General features: G+C 59.1%; 14 protein-coding genes and 1 tRNA gene. 4 read left to right on the forward strand and 11 right to left on the reverse strand.

The genetic code is table 11. The annotated features are described in order from the left end of the window. The first annotated feature begins 139 nt into the window (after positions 1–139). Positions 140–1,354: an organoarsenical effux MFS transporter ArsJ gene (gene arsJ / locus CXK91_RS02330; RefSeq protein ID WP_103454775.1), complete on the forward strand. Its 1,215-nt coding sequence runs from the start codon at positions 140–142 to the stop codon at positions 1,352–1,354. Positions 1,355–1,402: 48 nt separating this feature from the next. On the opposite strand, the gene CXK91_RS02335 is transcribed toward arsJ, so the two are convergent. The 4 genes from CXK91_RS02335 to CXK91_RS02350 all read right to left on the reverse strand — a co-directional run bounded on the left by CXK91_RS02335 (position 1,403) and on the right by CXK91_RS02350 (position 4,215). Further along, on the reverse strand, positions 1,403–2,656 hold the full coding sequence (locus CXK91_RS02335; RefSeq protein ID WP_103454776.1) for an alginate export family protein: 1,254 nt from the start codon (positions 2,654–2,656) through the stop codon (positions 1,403–1,405). 131 nt (positions 2,657–2,787) lie between these two features. Beyond that, positions 2,788–2,967 (reverse strand): hypothetical protein, encoded by a 180-nt coding sequence (locus tag CXK91_RS02340; RefSeq protein WP_103454777.1) that lies wholly within the window; start codon positions 2,965–2,967, stop codon positions 2,788–2,790. A gap of 157 nt (positions 2,968–3,124) precedes the next feature. After that, a complete protein-coding gene (locus tag CXK91_RS02345) occupies positions 3,125–3,811 on the reverse strand; it encodes an RES family NAD+ phosphorylase (RefSeq protein WP_103454778.1) in 687 nt (228 codons plus the stop codon). Next, positions 3,811–4,215 carry a hypothetical protein gene (locus CXK91_RS02350; protein WP_103454779.1) on the reverse strand — a complete coding sequence of 135 codons (405 nt, stop codon included), beginning with the start codon at positions 4,213–4,215 and terminating at the stop codon, positions 3,811–3,813. The genes CXK91_RS02345 and CXK91_RS02350 overlap by 1 nt, the downstream gene beginning before the upstream one ends. Positions 4,216–4,338: 123 nt before the next feature. On the opposite strand from CXK91_RS02350, the gene CXK91_RS22660 reads away from it, so the two are divergent. Beyond that, on the forward strand, positions 4,339–4,479 hold the full coding sequence (locus CXK91_RS22660; protein WP_181003899.1) for a hypothetical protein: 141 nt from the start codon (positions 4,339–4,341) through the stop codon (positions 4,477–4,479). 15 nt (positions 4,480–4,494) lie between these two features. Here CXK91_RS22660 and CXK91_RS02355 read toward each other — a convergent pair. The 5 genes from CXK91_RS02355 to CXK91_RS02375 all read right to left on the reverse strand — a co-directional run bounded on the left by CXK91_RS02355 (position 4,495) and on the right by CXK91_RS02375 (position 11,993). Continuing rightward, a tRNA-Leu gene (locus CXK91_RS02355) sits at positions 4,495–4,581 on the reverse strand. 98 nt (positions 4,582–4,679) lie between these two features. Continuing rightward, complete coding sequence (locus CXK91_RS02360) at positions 4,680–6,959, reverse strand: ATP-dependent DNA helicase (RefSeq protein WP_103454780.1); 2,280 nt, start codon at positions 6,957–6,959, stop codon at positions 4,680–4,682. After that, a complete protein-coding gene (locus CXK91_RS02365) occupies positions 6,956–8,593 on the reverse strand; it encodes a VRR-NUC domain-containing protein (RefSeq protein ID WP_103454781.1) in 1,638 nt (545 codons plus the stop codon). The genes CXK91_RS02360 and CXK91_RS02365 overlap by 4 nt, the downstream gene beginning before the upstream one ends. Positions 8,594–8,752: 159 nt before the next feature. After that, a complete protein-coding gene (gene hemN / locus CXK91_RS02370) occupies positions 8,753–10,141 on the reverse strand; it encodes an oxygen-independent coproporphyrinogen III oxidase (RefSeq protein ID WP_103454782.1) in 1,389 nt (462 codons plus the stop codon). 229 nt (positions 10,142–10,370) lie between these two features. Next, positions 10,371–11,993 carry a methyl-accepting chemotaxis protein gene (locus CXK91_RS02375; RefSeq protein ID WP_103454783.1) on the reverse strand — a complete coding sequence of 541 codons (1,623 nt, stop codon included), beginning with the start codon at positions 11,991–11,993 and terminating at the stop codon, positions 10,371–10,373. Between the two features lie 581 nt (positions 11,994–12,574). Here CXK91_RS02375 and galU point away from each other — a divergent pair. Beyond that, positions 12,575–13,414: a UTP--glucose-1-phosphate uridylyltransferase GalU gene (gene galU / locus CXK91_RS02380; RefSeq protein WP_103454784.1), complete on the forward strand. Its 840-nt coding sequence runs from the start codon at positions 12,575–12,577 to the stop codon at positions 13,412–13,414. A gap of 125 nt (positions 13,415–13,539) precedes the next feature. Here galU and CXK91_RS02385 read toward each other — a convergent pair whose 3' ends face one another. After that, positions 13,540–13,962 carry a VOC family protein gene (locus CXK91_RS02385; RefSeq protein WP_103454785.1) on the reverse strand — a complete coding sequence of 141 codons (423 nt, stop codon included), beginning with the start codon at positions 13,960–13,962 and terminating at the stop codon, positions 13,540–13,542. A gap of 71 nt (positions 13,963–14,033) precedes the next feature. On the opposite strand from CXK91_RS02385, the gene gorA reads away from it, so the two are divergent. After that, entirely contained in the window at positions 14,034–15,392 is a 1,359-nt protein-coding gene (gene gorA, locus CXK91_RS02390; RefSeq protein ID WP_103454786.1) for a glutathione-disulfide reductase, read from the forward strand. A 41-nt stretch (positions 15,393–15,433) separates the two neighbouring features. Here gorA and CXK91_RS02395 read toward each other — a convergent pair whose 3' ends face one another. Then, entirely contained in the window at positions 15,434–15,937 is a 504-nt protein-coding gene (locus tag CXK91_RS02395; RefSeq protein WP_103454787.1) for a copper chaperone PCu(A)C, read from the reverse strand. Positions 15,938–16,265: the final 328 nt, after the last annotated feature.

Genomic DNA, 16,265 nt, shown 5'->3' on the forward strand with positions numbered 1-16,265 from the left:
TAGCGGTGCGGGTTATGAAACACGGCAGGGTGGTGGTGGGCTGAAGCCCACCCGCGGCCAATCCGTGGCTCGACGGGTGGGCTTTACCCCATCGCTCATCGCTACGCAGCACACCTGATTAATCAAACCGGAACCTGCCATGCAAGCCCTTGCCCGACTGTCCCCCGAGGTGCGTCAGTACCTGATCGTCACCGGTAATTACTGGGCCTTCACGCTCACCGACGGTGCCCTGCGCATGCTGGTGGTGTTGCACTTCCATTCGCTGGGGTATTCACCGCTGCAGATCGCGGCCCTGTTTCTGTTCTACGAGGTGTTCGGCGTCATCACCAACCTGATTGGCGGCTATCTTGGGGCGCGACTCGGCCTGAACCGGACGATGAACCTTGGGCTGGCGATGCAGGTAGTGGCTCTGCTGATGCTCACGGTGCCAGCCATATGGCTGACAGTGCCCTGGGTGATGGGCGCGCAAGCGCTGTCCGGCATTGCCAAGGATCTGAACAAGATGTCGGCCAAGAGCTCGATCAAGCTTCTGGTGCCCGACAGCCAGCAGGGCACGCTGTATAAGTGGGTGGCTATTCTCACCGGCTCGAAAAATGCGCTCAAGGGCGTAGGATTCTTCCTGGGGGGCGCGCTGCTCACGCTGCTGGGCTTCGCCGGAGCAGTCCTGGCGATGGCTGCGGTGCTGGCGGTGATCTGGCTGGGCAGCCTGGTGCTGCTGAAAAAGGATCTTGGCAAGGCGAAGGCCAAGCCGAAATTCAGGGACATCCTCTCCAAAAGCCGGGCGATCAATGTGCTGTCTGCGGCGCGATTGTTTCTCTTCGGCGCGCGAGACGTGTGGTTCGTTATTGCATTACCGGTGTACCTGAGCACCGTGTTTGGCTGGAGTTTCTGGATGGTCGGAGGCTTTTTGGCCTGCTGGGTTATCGGCTACGGCATCGTCCAGTCAATAGCGCCAGCCATTACCGGCAAGCGCAGCGGCCAAGTGCCAGATGGGCGCGCAGCATTCATCTGGGCGGCATTGCTCGCAGCGTTGCCCGCGGCGATCGCGATAGGCCTGACAACCGATGCTTCGCCCCAGTGGGTGCTGATCGGGGGCCTGCTGCTGTTCGGCGCACTGTTCGCGGTGAACTCATCACTGCACAGCTATCTGATCGTCAGCTACGCCAAGGAAGATGGCGTCTCGCTGGACGTGGGCTTCTACTACATGTCCAACGCCATGGGCCGGTTGATCGGCACCTTACTCTCCGGCTGGGTGTTCCAGGCCTATGGGCTGCAGGCCTGCTTGTGGGTCTCATCATCGTTCGTGCTGCTTGCCGCGCTCATCTCGCTGCGACTACCTCGCCACGCACACTAGTTGTGCAGGGCAGGCAGGCCGGGCGCGGTGGCGCCCGACCTGCACTACTCAGTACGTGTACTGCAGCTGTGCCCAGAGCTTGTCCGTATCCACCGAGTAGTCGTCGGCGTCATAGCTGGCGTACTTGACCGTTGCAACCAATCCCTTGACTAGCGGGATTGCGCGGCTGTAGCCAACGTTGATCTCTTCGCCGTACTGCTGACTGCCGCGCTCGGCGCGGAAGTCGTGATACCAGGCTTGCAGTGTGCCGCCGAACAACGGCAGTGTGCCCCCGAGATAGACATCCTGCACGCCATCTGCTGGTGTCAGCAGAAAGGTGTCGGCCCAGCCCTGAAAGGCGTGCTTGGTGGCAAGAGGCGTCTGAAACGCACGATTGCCTGGTCCGGAATCACCACCCAGCACTTCCATTCCCGCTTTCAACGTGGCGCCTCGCAATGCATAACCCAGTTCGGCCAAGTAGTACTCGCTGCTCAGCTCCTGCGGATTGCCTGCGTAGTCCTGCTGACGTGCATATTCAAGTGCGTAGCTGACGCCCTGAACGGCACCGTTCAGGCGCAGACCTGTGGTCTTGCTGGATAGGGACCCCAGCGCCGCAGCGGGTGCAGTGGCAATGTTGTCGAGACCCAGTAGATAGCTGTACGCAGTGACCGTCAGCTCCGGTGAGTGCGCGTAGCGGGCGTTGAACAGATGGCTGTGGCCTTCGATATTGGCCGGATTGGCGCGATTGTCGAAACGGTTGTCGCCCGGGCCGAAGATTGTGTTGATGTTATCGATGTAGGCGTAAGTCAGCGTCAGCTTGTCGAGCGGTTGCAGCTGGCCCAGCACGCCGTCGTAGGTTTGTTCGTTCTGCCGCCAACCGACGCCACCTACGAAACGTTGATTGTCCAGATTGATGCGCTGGCGGCCAGCAATGGCGCTGCCGAACGCATGGTCGTAACGCAACAGCGCCTGGTTGATTTCGCTGCCGTCAGGGTCGGGTACTGCCGAGTAGTCGGTCTGGCCGTTGCGGGTGCTGTTGTAGGCGGCATCACCCAAACGACTTACGTTGTCTGCCTCGACCAGGGCCGACAAACCGTACCACTTGCCGGTCTGAAAACCGACGCGGGTGCGCACCGTTTGGGCGTTGGCGTGCTTCAGCGCATTGTCCTGGTCGACATGCTCGTAGCGATAGCGCACGTCGAGGATCGGCTTAGCATCAGTGAATAAAGTACTGAAATTCTCCTGAGCGAAGATCGTAGGGCTGCATAACAGTCCGGCGCTCAGTAGGTAAGGGGTCAGATGATGGGGATGCAGGTTCTTCATGTGCCGCTCCTTGGTTGACATCGGAGCGAACGATAGGCTGCTTACTATTTTTGCCATTGACAGCCGTCAAGACCAAAAAAATGCCTCTGGAAAGCGCCTTACGGCCCGTTCCAGAGTTCAAGCCCTTGCGTCTAGCTATGTACAGCTGTTCTTAGCATGCCGATATCGTGTGCGGCGCGCTGAATCAGGGCAGCGGCGCTCGGGCCCGACTTGTCGTGACCGCTACGACGCCCGCGACGCCAGTGCGCCATCGGCTGGAGTGCACTGATATCCGATCGGGTAACCAGTTCTTCGAGTGACCGCTTGCTCATGTTCGCGTCCTCACGTGGTGAGTTCGGTGGAGCGTCCTTGCGCCATGGGGAGTCCATGAGCAGACAATGCGCGATCATTGTTACAGCGGTTTGGCAGCGGGGGCTCAGTCTGACGGCCGGTAAAGATTGAAGAAGGCCGGCTACCGCACTGGAGCGATCACACTTCGGCAATGGCGCTGACGCTGGTGATGCCCGCGTTCCAAATCATTTCGTAATGTGCCGTTTGAATGATGGACAGTACGCTCCGAGGCGTCATGAGCGCCCAGCAATGTTGGCCAGGGTTGCGTACCGAATGATAACGCAGCCCAGGAAATCCACCCTGCCTGACCAGATGGCCGAACTGGCGAGAGTGGCAGTAATCCTCGGCGTCATAGATGGGGTCTGTCATTGCTACGGTTGTGGCGTCGAGCAGACCCGCCTCGTTGAACTGACACGACAGTCCGCGAAAAACGAAGCGTTCGAAGTTCAAACCTTCAACATGGGACCAGTACAGTTCCTGATGATGCCTAACCTCGGCAAGCGCCGTTTCCATGCTGTCGCCTAGATAGAGCACGCCGTAACTGCCATCGCTGAAACGCGAACCGGCGGGGTTAACATGTGTGAAGGGCGCGGTCGCATAGGAGCAGCCAGGAATGCCAAACGGGATCTGATCGCGGGGAATCAGCTCAAGCCTGCCGGTCTCATTATGCAGCCTCGGATTCGTCAGGGCCTGGAGTTGATACAAGATCTCGAACTCCCCGGCGTCTGCCACATCGTCAAATAGATCGATGGGCGGAAACTTGGAATTGACCAGTCGGTAAGCCTGTAACCGAGCATCAGCCCGTACGGGCAGCCGTTGCGGCACTACCACTGTGCGCCTCGCAAGCTATCGATGCGGCGGAACGACTCGTAGAGGGAAATCATGTCGCCCTGGGCCATCACCTCCAGCGGCGAACGCCCGTTGAAGAACTCGTTGTGATTGGCCATCGCTGGGAATCCATAAGTGTTCTCCGGGTTATCGAAGATCAGCCGCAGCGCCGCATGAATATTGAGAATGAAACTGACACGCTGCATCTGGTCCGGGTCCAGGCTGACCGACCAATCCGAATTACGCAGTTTGGCTCGTGCATGGGTACTGCGGGAAATACGCAGTATCCGGCATGCCTGCTCAGTGGATGCCTGCCATTTTTCGAGGATATTCACCGCGGTCCTGAGGCCGGCGGCGCACTGGTCTTTGGTAAACGCGGGAGCCTGAAGAGTCACAGTCATGGCAATTGCTCGATTAGTTCCATGGAGTCAGCATAGCACTATATGTATCTGTAGACACAAATACGCGCGAACTATCTTTCTGGACATTGATAAGAGCAACAGCGCGGTGCCGGTTAGTTCGATATGAACTTCAGCCAACAACAAGGCGGTAAATCGCGTTCAATAGATAAGACGTCGCCAGGTGCTGCGGTCGTGACAGGAGCGCTCGCGCCAATTGCAAAAATGAACAATGCGCAAATGACAGAACGGATGTTGGAAGGCTGAAAGCCGCGTGAAGACTGGTGCCCGGAGCGGGGGTCGAACCCGCATACCCTTTCGGATGAGGGATTTTAAGTCCCTTGCGTATACCAATTTCGCCATCCGGGCGGAGGCTGCGTAGCAGTGTGCCGATGGGGAATCGGCGGCGCAGGACTATAGCGAGCCTCCGTGCACCACGCAACCCGAACGGCGCCACTTTGCGGGTCTCAGTTGCTGGAATCGGCGGTAAACGTCCACCAGTTCGGCAGCAGGCGGCGCACCTGAGGCCGGCCGAAACGGTCGTCAATCAGGTGCACGACACCTTCATCGCTCTGTGTACGGATAACTCGCCCCGCAGCCTGGACGACCTTCTGCAGGCCGGGGTAGAGGTATGTGTAGTCGTAACCCATACCACGGCCGAACAGCTGATCCAGGCGCTGTTTGAACTGCTCGTTGACTGGATTGACCTGCGGTAGCCCCAGAGTTGCTATAAACGCACCGATCAAGCGTTTGCCCGGCAGGTCAATGCCTTCGGCAAAGGCGCCTCCGAGCACCGCGAAACCGATACCTTGGCTGTGCTCGGTGAAGCGATCGAGAAATGCGCTGCGGGCCGCCTCCTGCATGCCACGGGTCTGTTCCCAGAAAGGCACTTCCGGATATTGCTCGCGTAGCAGGGCAGTCACCTGCTGCAGGTAATCGAAGCTGCTGAAAAAGGCCAGGTAGTTGCCGGGATGATCGCAGTATTGCTGAGCGATGAGTTCGACGACGGCACCGAGTGAAGCATGGCGATGCTGGTAGCGGGTCGATACATCCTTGGCCAGACATACCCGCAGCTGATCACTCTGGAACGGCGATTCGACCTCGATCCAGGCGCTACCTGCCGGCAGCCCCAGCGTGTCGGCGTAGAATCTTCGTGGGTTCAATGTGGCCGAAAACAGGACGTTCGAACGGGCTTGTTCCAGCCGGGGCGCGAGAAATGGCCCGGGAACCACATTGCGCAGGCACAGGATCGAGCGTTTGGTTTTGCTGCGGCCAGCCGCGGGCAACAGACTGACATCGAACAGCGAGTGCTCACCGAACAGCTCGGCAACCCGGCAAAAATGCATAGCGTCGAAGTAGGCTCGTTGCAGCTCAGCATCCAATCCAGCAGGCTGCTCGCTGAGGTAATCGGTGATGGCACTGACGGCTTGCTGTAGCGCGCCAATCAGCTTGATCGGCAGCTCGGGTTGCACCTGATAGACCGCTATCTGCTCTCGATGCAGCTCGTTCCAGCAGCGCTGGACCCGCCCCAGCGGGCGCTTCAAGGATTGCGGCGCCTTGCTCCCGAGAGCGGCAAAGGCACGCTGATCGAGTTCCGCGCTGTACATGCCGCGCGCCCGCTCGAGCAGGTTGTGCGCCTCGTCCACCAGCACGCCAACACGCCAGTCGTTGTTGAGTGTCAGGCCGTAGAGTAGAGCACTGAGATCGAAGTAATAGTTGTAGTCGCCCACCACCGCATCCACCCAGCGTGCCAGTTCCTGGCTGAGGTAGTAGGGGCAAACCTGATGGGCCAGGGCGACGTCGCGAAGTGTCGCCTGATCGAGCATGCAGTGCTGCAGTGCCGCTGCGCGAGCCGCTGGCAAACGATCATAAAAGCCCTTCGCCAAGGGACAAGAATCGCCATGGCAGGCCTTGTCCGGGTGCTCGCAGGCCTTGTCGCGCGCAATAAGCTCCAGCACACGCAAGCTGCCGGCGCCGTTGCGCTGCAGCGTTTGCAGTGCATCGAGCGCCAGCTGGCGGCCGGAGGTCTTCGCGGCGAGAAAGAACAGCTTGTCCAACTGCTGGCTGGGGAAGGCTTTGAGCTGTGGAAACAGCGTGCCAAGTGTCTTGCCGATGCCGGTCGGCGCCTGGGCCATGAGCGTGGTGCCGGTGCAGGCCGCCTTGTACACCGCTTCGGCGAGTTGGCGCTGGCCAGAGCGGAAGTCGGCGTGAGGAAAGCGCAGGGCCACGAGCATCTGATCGCGTGCGGCCCGATGGGCCAGTTCCTGCTCAGCCCAGTCAATGAACGCGCGGCACTGGATTTCAAAAAAACTTCGCAAAGTCTGCGCAGTGTGACGCTCGATGAACAGAGTCTCCTTGTGACTGACGATATCGAAGTAGACCAGTGCCAGCTCGACATCGGCGAGTTGGCGCACCTGACATAGCAGCCAGCCGTAGATCTTCACCTGCGCCCAATGCAACTGCCGATGGTTGCTTGGTTGGCGTTCCAGACCGCCGCGAAAGGTCTTGATCTCTTCCAGGCGGTTGCGCACCGGATCATAGCCATCGGCACGGCCGCGCACCGTCAGCTGCCCATATTGGCCTTGCAGCGGGACTTCACGTTCGTAGCCTTCAGCGCGCCTGGCGGTGACCTGAGCATGGCCGGCGATACCTTCCTGCGCGGTGGGCGAGGGCGTGAAGCGCAAGTCCAGATCGCCGACCTTGGCGGTGAACTCGCAGAGCGCGCGCACTGCGACCCGATAGCTCATGGTGCAACCTCGGTCCAGCGCACATGACAGACCGCGATGGGCAACTCATGCTGGTGAGCGTAGTCGATCCAGCGCTTCTGGTTGTCTTGCAGGCGATCGCCCGGGCCTTTCACCTCGATCATCCGGTAGCGGCGCGCTTCGGGCCACAGCTGGATGAGGTCCGGCAGGCCAGTACGATTGCCGCAAACATCGGCGAGGATGCGCTGGAACATCAGTTTCAGATGCGCGGCGGGAATGCACGCCAGAGCATGGGTCAGCAGCTCTTCGTCGAGCAGCCCCCAGGTGACGAACGCGTTATGTATGCCGAGCTTTGCCTGAAAGGTGCGCCAGATGCAGTCGCGGTAGTCGTCACTGTCCAGACAGGCCAGGCAGGCGGTAAACAGGTCGGCACGGCGCTGATGAAAGTCCGTTCGATTCAGATCAGCCGGTGCCCAGTGAAATGGATGGAAGAAGGCACCGGGCAGCGGCGCGAAAATAGCCTCCCAGCAAAGCAACCCGAACAACGAGCCGACCAGGGCATTCTCGACATAATAGACAGGAGCCTCTGGCGTCGACAGGTGTTCGCGCACCGCGTGCTCAACGCTGCTCGCAGAGCGTGGCAGCACGATATCGAGCAGCTCTGGTTCACGGCTACGATGTCGTATCGCTGGCAGGCCCAGGCAGCGTTGCAGGCGCGGCAGAATGCGTTGCAGCTGCTGCAGTTCATGTTCACTTTGCGGCGCGGCTTGCGCCTGAAGCAGTAACTCCAGGGCTGCAGCAGGGTGACCGCAGCGTTCGAGCACCCTGATCGCGCGTTCGCGCGCACCTGGATAGGGGTTGGCGGCGTGCAAACGCAGCGCCTCCGGTAGTTCTCCGAGCCGTTCGAACTGCTGGCCGATACGCAGCAACAGCTTGCCGCGGCGGCTTTCCAGCCAGGCATTGGCATACGGCGTAAGTGGCACGTCGATCAAGACGTCGGGTAGGGGTTCACCTGCGTCGAAGCGCTCCCGACAGCGATGCAGATGCAGATATGCGTCCAGATCGGTGCGGCAGGTGAAAGCGCGGGAGGTTGGGGAGAAGGCGACTTGCTCGTAACGATAGATACCCAGATCGGCCAGCACGAACTCCGACCAGTCCTGATGAATATTGCCAAAGAACAGCAAGCGCAGGCGCTCACAAAGCTCGTCGATGCAAAGTGCGAACACCGAATCCTCGATCTGACTGCACCAATCCTGGAATGGCTTGGCCCCATCGTGGATCGCACGCAGATTGTCCAGCAACTCGGCCTTACGCAAGCTGGCCGATGCTGTTGCTCCGAACACCTGCAGCAACTCACCTTTGGTCAGCAGCGCGAACAGCTGCTCCAGGGTTAGAGAGCTGGACGCATCGACCCATCCATGTTCAATCAGCGGCAGAACCGCATGGCGCGCACAACCAATTTCCTGATAGCGCAGCTTGCTAGCCCGGAACAGCATGCCCTTGCGCATGACCATGCGCACCAATAGCGCCTGGGAAGCCTGGGGCAGGTGGGAGAAGTGATCGATAAACGCCAGCTCGGCTTCATCCAGCAGATCACTGTGGTGACGACCCACCCAGGCCAAGACCTGCTGAAAGTTGTCGAGATAGTAGAAGGGGTTTTCGAGAGCCTGACGCATGGCACATCCGCTGAAAGCTGGGGCGCGGGCGGCCCATTCAAAGACTGTCTATTTATACAGTTTGAATGCGTTTTGGCAATTGCTCGGTGATCAGCGGGCCTGATTTCAGGCCCTAAAAGCAGGCGGCTGGGACCGCCTGCTGCGAAGGTCGGTTGCGGATCAGACTGTACGCGAAAAACGCCCGCGCTGCTCGCCGCCGAGGTACGCGTCGAAGGCCATGGCGACGTTACGCATCATCAGTTGCCCTTGCGGCAACAGAACCAGCGCATCGTCGTGCAACTCCACCAGCCCGTCGGCAACGGGTTCGGTCAGTTTCGCCAACGACTCGGCGAAGTACTCACGGAAGTTGATGCCATGTTTTTGCTCGATCTTGAGGTAGTCGACACGGCTATGGCACATGAGCGAGACGATCACATCACGGCGCAGGCAGTCGTCGTCGCTCAGCTTGTAGCCACGATGAACCGGGAGCATGCCTTCGTTGAGTCGCGCGTAATACTGCGAGAGTTCCTTGACGTTCTGGCTGTAGCTGTCGGCGACTTTGCCGATGGAGGAGATGCCCAGGCCGATCAGATCGCAATCTGCATGGGTCGAATAGCCCTGGAAGTTGCGCTGCAGGGTGCCATTGGCACGGGCGAGGGCGAGCTCGTCATCCGGCAAGGAGAAATGATCCATGCCGATATAGATGTAACCGGCCGCGGTCAGGCGCTGGATAGTCAGCTCCAGCAGTTCGAGCTTGCGCTCAGGCGGCGGCATGTCCTCCGGGCGAATCAGTTTTTGCGCCCGGACCAGTTCGGGCAAGTGAGCGTAGCTGTAGGCCGCGATACGATCGGGGCGGATGTCGATGATCTTGTCTAACGTGGTATCGAAGCTGGCCACCGTCTGCAGCGGCAGACCATAGATCAGGTCGACGCTAATGGACTTGAAGTGTGCGTCACGGGCAGCCTGGACCAGCTCGCGGGTCTGCTCCTCGGTCTGAATGCGGTTGACGGCGATCTGCACCTGTTCGTCGAAGTCCTGCACGCCAAAGCTCAGCCGGTTGAAGCCCAGCTTGCGCAGGCCATGGATCTGCTCGGGCGTGACGGTGCGCGGGTCGACCTCCAGCGAGAACTCGTGGTTATCGCTGTCATCCATGTTGAAGGCCTGATGCAGGCTAGCCATCAGGTCAGCCAGCTGCTCACTGGTAAAGTAGGTGGGCGTACCGCCCCCCAGATGCAGTTGAGTCAGTTTGCGCGAGCGGTCGAATAGCTCGCCCTGCATGGCGATTTCGCGCTTGAGGTATTCGAGATATTCGACCGCGCGATCGGTCTTGTGGGTAATGATCTTGTTGCAAGCGCAGTAGTAACAAAGGCTCTTGCAGAACGGAATGTGGATGTACACCGACAGCGGCTTGGGCGGTTGCGCCTGATTACTGCGTGCGGCGGCGGCGCGGTAATCATCCTGGGCGAACGCCTGGTGGAACTGCGGGGCAGTGGGGTAGGAGGTGTAGCGCGGACCGGGACGGTCGTATTTCTCGACCAGGGCCCGGTCGAAGCTCGGCAGTTGGTCCATGTTCGTTTTCACCTAAGGATTGAATTCGGAGTCAGGCACGGAACGCGGTGTGTCACCCTCGGGCGTGTCCGGTTCAGGCAGGTCATGGGCGCGGATTATGGACGATTCACTCCTGTGCGCCGACTGTCTCAGATCAAGAATAGCGCGCCAGCGCTACTGCGGTACGCACCATTGGTGCGCACCGCAGCTGTGGCCGACCGGGGGACGGGCCCGCCTCGCGATGTGTGAGTCAAAGTTTGAACTGGCCAACCAAGCGATTCAGTTCGGTTGCCAAACGCACCAACTCATCACTGATCTGCGAGGTTTGCGTCGCGTCTGCCGAGGTCGTATCGGCAATACGGCTGATTGTCGAGATATTGCGATTGATTTCTTCTGCTACCGCGCTTTGCTGCTCGGCCGCCGTTGCGATCTGGGTGTTCATCTCGTTGATCGTACCTACTTCGTCGGCAATCACACCCAGACTTTGCGCGGCTTTCTCGACGCATGCCGAACCTGAGCGAGCACGCAATTGTGCTTCCTTCATCGCCTGCACTGCATTGCGTACACCGCTTTGCAGTTGCTCGATCATCGCTTGGATTTCTTCGGTGGACTTCTGCGTACGCGAGGCCAATGTGCGCACTTCATCGGCAACTACCGCGAAGCCACGACCCTGTTCACCGGCGCGTGCCGCTTCGATCGCGGCATTCAGTGCGAGCAGGTTAGTCTGCTCCGCGATGCCGTTGATCACACCGAGCACCATGTCGATGCTGGCACTGTCGCTTTCGACACGCTGGATGACTTGGGCCGCTTTCTCGATTTCGGCGATCAGCACTTCAATGCCGTCGAGGGCCTCGGTCGCAACCTTCACTCCGGCTTTGGATTCGCTGTCCGCGCCGGCCGATGCAGTAGCCGTCTGGCTGGCATTACGCGCTACTTCCTGCACTGTTGCACTCATCTCGTTCATCGCCGAGGCAACCATGTCGGTTTCGCTACGCTGCTCATTCACGGCAGCCAGCGTCTTCTCGGCAACATGGGAAACCCTTTCGGATACATCACTGAGCTGACGAGTCACGCCCGTGACGGCCTCCAGGCTGTGGCGGAACTTGCCGATCATGTGATTGAAAGCGTCGCCCATGGCGCCGATTTCATCCTTCGCGCCTATTGCTACGCTACGGCTGAGGTCTTCATCTTTGGCCATTGAGTCCATGGTGTGGCGCATGGCATTGATGCGACGGATGATCACATGGCGCACGGTCAGACACATGACGACGACACCGATGACCAGCAACAGCAACTGAATCCCCGCGCTGATAATAATGTTGCGGTCGACTTCCTCATCAAGAGCTTTCAGGTCGTAGCTTATGCGTACCGCTCCCATAACCGCATTTTCTGCGCTCTGGTGGCAGGTCATGCAGTTGGTGCCACGGTAATCCGCATGCGCAAGGATTGGATTGATCACTGTGAGCACACGGTTGCCATCGCGCTTCTCGACCTCAACGATCTCTTCCCCGCCCAACGCACGGCGGTCCAGCGCATCGACCGGGGCCTGATGGTCGTAGCCCGGCCCGAACACTTTGGTGATTTCATCGCCGCGGATAATTCGGGCATCAATGACGCCTGGCCGTGCAAGGATCTTGTTCCGCAAAACCTCACGCTGCGCCATGGTGCCGGTGAGCATCATGGTGTTGATGCTATCGAAATAGGAGTCGGCGGCATCTTTAGTCTGCTGCTCGACTACCTGCAGCACAAGTCGCTTCTCCGTACTGGCCGCGAAGAACAGCGAGGCGGACATGATCGCTACCAGCACCAGTACCAAGGCCAGGTTGATCTTGGTCTGCACGGACATTTGTCGAGAAGCGGAACTGTTGTTCATGGTTTTCCTTAGTACTACTGCCACGCGGAGGTAGCGGTCATTACGCTCTATCGTTTACGAGTTCTCATCAATGCAGCGGCAACGAACCAGCTGATGATCCTATCGGCCGGCCACACGAATTCTTGAAGCCATGCGAGTGATAGCCATGCGCCATTATGAGGCGCGTCATGGTATTGCTTTCCGCAAGCAGGTGAGCATTCCAGCGACCAATAACAGCGCTATCACTGGTTTTACTGATTTAGGTCATCAGAGCACGCACGTCTCGATCAAAGCCTAATGGCCGGCTGGTAGTGCTATATGTCTACAGTCCTGCGTCATCGTGGACCTTTATCAGGTAATGGTGGCGGCATAGCTTTACAGAATGTCAAAGCCCGATTAGCGTTGCCGCGCTGTCTGAATGGTCTTTACCGAACGCGCAGAGAGGCGGGCATATTTTCTGCATTCGTCCGTTGCGCTTGCTGCGAACCCCTGTAGAAAAAAATGGTCGTAGGCTCTACGCCGGCAAGAACGGGCAACACTGCAAGGCAGCTGCTGTTCTCGATGGCAGTGCATCGACTGGAACCTTTATTTCAAGGACTCACATGATCAAGAAATGCCTTTTTCCCGCTGCCGGATATGGCACACGTTTTCTTCCTGCAACCAAAGCCATGCCCAAGGAAATGCTGCCGGTGGTGAACAAGCCCCTGATTCAGTACGGGGTTGAAGAGGCACTGGAGGCTGGACTCAACCAGATCGCGATCGTTACCGGACGTGGCAAGCGTTCGCTGGAAGACCATTTCGATATCAGCTACGAGCTGGAACACCAGATCCGTAACACCGACAAGGAAAAATATCTGGTCGGTATTCGCCGCCTGATCGACGAATGTAGCTTCTCTTATACCCGCCAGGTGGAGATGAAGGGCCTTGGCCACGCCATCCTCAGTGGTCGCCCATTGATCGGTGACGAGCCTTTTGCCGTCGTACTGGCAGACGACCTGTGCATCAACCTAAACGGCGACCCCGTGCTGGCGCAGATGGTCAAGCTTTACAACCAGTTCCGCTGTTCGATCGTGGCGATACAGGAAGTCCCGCCGGAAGAGACCAGCAAGTACGGCGTAATCGCCGGCGAGATGATCCGCGACGATATCTTCCGCGTAAGCCACATGGTCGAGAAGCCCAAGCCGGAAGACGCGCCATCTAACCTGGCGATCATTGGCCGCTACATCCTCACGCCGGACATCTTCGATCTGATCGAGCAGACCGAGCCAGGCAAGGGCGGCGAAATCCAGATCACCGATGCGCTGATGCGCCAGGCTCAGGATGGCTGCGTACTGGCGTATAAGTTCAAGGGCCAGCGCTTCGACTGCGGTAGCGCCGAGGGCTACATCGCTGCGACCAACTTCTGCTACGAGCACTTCTACCTCACCGGTAAGGCGTTCTGATCCCAGTACCTGACGTTTGTTGTAGGGCGGGTTTGAACCCTTCGCTCCGCTTCCTGTAGCGCAAGGAGGCTGCCCTACGGCCCCAGGCCCACGTAAAAAGCCACCTGCGGGTGGCTTTTTACGTTTCAGGGTGACGGAATGCCTTCGGCGCCGGGTCCCAGTGGTTGGCCGTAACTGAACTCGACATAGTTGCCGGCCGGGTCACGCAGACCGCAGTAATAGCCGACCGGATAGGGTTCGTCACGCGGTTCCCATATCAGACAGCCGTCTTCGCGAGCACGCTCGGCAATTGCATCGACTTGCTCTCGACTGGCTAGCGCGAAGCCGAAATGACTGTAGTCATCCGTCCCCAGTGATCGATCTTTGCCACCGGGCATGATCACGAATATGAACTCACGCTCTTTCCCAGGCTCTGCCATCCAGACGATTCGCGAGCCCTTTCCGGCGCGCTCGTGAAATACATCCATGCCACAAAATCGTGCATAGAATTCGATACAGGCATCAAGATCCGGCACATGCAGAGCCAGATGGGTGAGGGTAGGGCGCATGTGGCACTCCTTCGGTGATTCAGGCCGAATGCCTGGGTTATGCTGTTCGCTACAGAAGGAGACAACATTACATGGCTTACGACTTCGATCTATTCGTCATCGGCGCAGGTTCCGGTGGCGTGCGTGCGGCGCGCTTCGCCGCAGGGTTCGGCGCAAAAGTGGCGGTCGCGGAAAGCCGTTATCTGGGCGGCACCTGCGTTAACGTCGGTTGCGTACCGAAGAAGCTGCTGGTCTACGGCGCCCATTACGCCGAGGACATTGGCCAGGCACAGGGCTACGGCTGGACCATCGACGGCGCGACCTTCGACTGGAAGACGCTGATCAGCAACAAGGACCGCGAAATCCAGCGGCTGAACGACATCTACCGCAGCATTCTGGTGGATAGTGGCGTGACGCTTCTGCAAGCACACGCCCGCCTGGTGGATGCCCATACCGTCGAAGTCGACGGCAGGCAGTACAGCGCCGAGCATATTTTGATTGCCACCGGCGGCTGGCCCCACGTACCGAAGATTCCCGGTCGCGAACACGCCATCACGTCCAATGAAGCTTTCTACCTCGAATCGCTTCCGCGTCGTGTGCTGGTGGTGGGCGGTGGCTATATCGCAGTCGAGTTCGCCTCTATCTTCCATGGCTGCGGCGCCGATACGAAGCTGCTCTATCGTGGCGAGCTGTTCCTGCGCGGTTTCGACGGTTCACTACGCGACCACTTGAAGGACGAGATGATCAAGAAGGGCGTGGACCTGCAGTTCAATGCCGATATCGTGCATATCGACAAGCAGGCCGATGGCAGCCTGCTCGCCACGCTGGAAGACGGCCGCATTCTGGAAGCAGATTGCATATTTTACGCAACGGGGCGCCGCCCGATGCTCGACAATTTGGGGCTGGAGCAGGCCGGTGTAGCGCTGGATGCCCGCGGCTTCATCGCCGTCGATGATGAGTACCGCACCTCGGTGTCTTCCATTCTGGCTATCGGTGACGTGATCGGACGCGTACAGCTGACACCCGTTGCTCTCGCCGAGGGCATGGCGGTGGCGCGGCGGCTATTCAAACCGGAGCAGTACCGCAAGGTCGACTACACGACCATTCCGACCGCGGTGTTCAGTTTGCCGAACATGGCGACTGTCGGGTTGACCGAAGAAGAAGCACGCGAGCAAGGCTACAAGGTGACGATCTTCGAAAGCCGTTTCCGGCCGATGAAACTGACCATGACCGATAGTCTCGAGCGCAGCCTGATGAAGCTGGTGGTCGATTCCGAGACCGACCGCGTACTGGGCTGTCACATGGCCGGACCGGACGCAGGCGAAATCATGCAAGGGTTGGGCGTGGCGCTAAAGGCTGGCGCGACCAAGCAAGTGTTCGACGACACGCTGGGCATTCACCCAACGGCCGCCGAAGAGTTCGTCACCATGCGTACGCCTGCAGCGATCTGAAGACGGGAAGGGCGTGCCGACCAGGTGGCACGCCAGATGAATCAGTGATGATGCCCCGATGCAGCACCGCTGGCAGCCGGGGCGTCTACTTCAATGCTGACCTCAGTAGTGATCTCGCCGCCACCCTCGAACTGCAACGTAACCGGAAAACTCTCGCCAGCCACTAGCGGTTGCTTGAGCCCAAACAACATCACGTGGTTTCCGCCCGGCTTGAATTCCACCTTGCCGGCCGCAGGTACATCGACCGCCTCGATCTGCTGCATCTTCATCATGTCGCCCTCATGCACGTGGGTATGCAGCTCGGTCTTCTCAGCACGTGACGTCTGCGCCCCAATCAGGCGTTGCGGCTGCTCACCGCGATTCTCCAGAACGAAATACACCGCGCCGGTCGGCGCGCTGGGCGGCATTGCGCGCGACCAGGCCTGGCTGACCGCCAAATCAGCGGCAGCTGCTTGCACCGGGGCATGGTCGTGATTATGTTCCTGCGCAACGGCAGGCAGACAGAGCGCCGCGAGAGTAGCGGCGGCCAGTAAGCGAAGCAGCATGATAGAACTCCAGTCCTGTTTAGATTCCGCCATATTACGCCGCTGTAGGCCCACAGCGCGACGAGGCGTAACGTCATCGGCCGTAGGTATTGGCAATCGCTGCATGCCAACCACTGTGGCCGTCATTTATTGGGACGAGATAGGGCCACGAGGACAATGCCTGACCAGCAGGTAAGCAGAGCAACGCATTGGGTTATCCGCAGATCAATATCGATCATTTAACATAATATAGATTATGCGTAGCGACCAGTCTAAAGGTCGGGCGGTTGGTCAGGGGTTCGAGCTGGTGACATGCTCAAAGGCTGACGAGCAATCGGTTGGCGGGAAT

This window comes from Stutzerimonas stutzeri (assembly GCF_002909485.1).
GTDB classification, from domain to species: Bacteria; Pseudomonadota; Gammaproteobacteria; order Pseudomonadales; family Pseudomonadaceae; genus Stutzerimonas; species Stutzerimonas stutzeri_AH.

What these genes read in the sequence shown, in the direction of transcription:
- arsJ (WP_103454775.1), top strand. Translation starts at nt 140, where the DNA reads ATGCAAGCCCTTGCCCGACTGTCCCCCGAGGTGCGTCAGTACCTGATC.
- CXK91_RS02395 (WP_103454787.1), bottom strand. Translation starts at nt 15,937, where the DNA reads ATGCTGCTTCGCTTACTGGCCGCCGCTACTCTCGCGGCGCTCTGTCTG.
- CXK91_RS02335 (WP_103454776.1), bottom strand. Translation starts at nt 2,656, where the DNA reads ATGAAGAACCTGCATCCCCATCATCTGACCCCTTACCTACTGAGCGCC.
- CXK91_RS02375 (WP_103454783.1), bottom strand. Translation starts at nt 11,993, where the DNA reads ATGAACAACAGTTCCGCTTCTCGACAAATGTCCGTGCAGACCAAGATC.
- CXK91_RS02340 (WP_103454777.1), bottom strand. Translation starts at nt 2,967, where the DNA reads ATGAGCAAGCGGTCACTCGAAGAACTGGTTACCCGATCGGATATCAGT.
- gorA (WP_103454786.1), top strand. Translation starts at nt 14,034, where the DNA reads ATGGCTTACGACTTCGATCTATTCGTCATCGGCGCAGGTTCCGGTGGC.
- CXK91_RS02360 (WP_103454780.1), bottom strand. Translation starts at nt 6,959, where the DNA reads ATGAGCTATCGGGTCGCAGTGCGCGCGCTCTGCGAGTTCACCGCCAAG.
- CXK91_RS02385 (WP_103454785.1), bottom strand. Translation starts at nt 13,962, where the DNA reads ATGCGCCCTACCCTCACCCATCTGGCTCTGCATGTGCCGGATCTTGAT.
- CXK91_RS02350 (WP_103454779.1), bottom strand. Translation starts at nt 4,215, where the DNA reads ATGACTGTGACTCTTCAGGCTCCCGCGTTTACCAAAGACCAGTGCGCC.
- hemN (WP_103454782.1), bottom strand. Translation starts at nt 10,141, where the DNA reads ATGGACCAACTGCCGAGCTTCGACCGGGCCCTGGTCGAGAAATACGAC.
- CXK91_RS02365 (WP_103454781.1), bottom strand. Translation starts at nt 8,593, where the DNA reads ATGCGTCAGGCTCTCGAAAACCCCTTCTACTATCTCGACAACTTTCAG.
- galU (WP_103454784.1), top strand. Translation starts at nt 12,575, where the DNA reads ATGATCAAGAAATGCCTTTTTCCCGCTGCCGGATATGGCACACGTTTT.
- CXK91_RS22660 (WP_181003899.1), top strand. Translation starts at nt 4,339, where the DNA reads ATGAACTTCAGCCAACAACAAGGCGGTAAATCGCGTTCAATAGATAAG.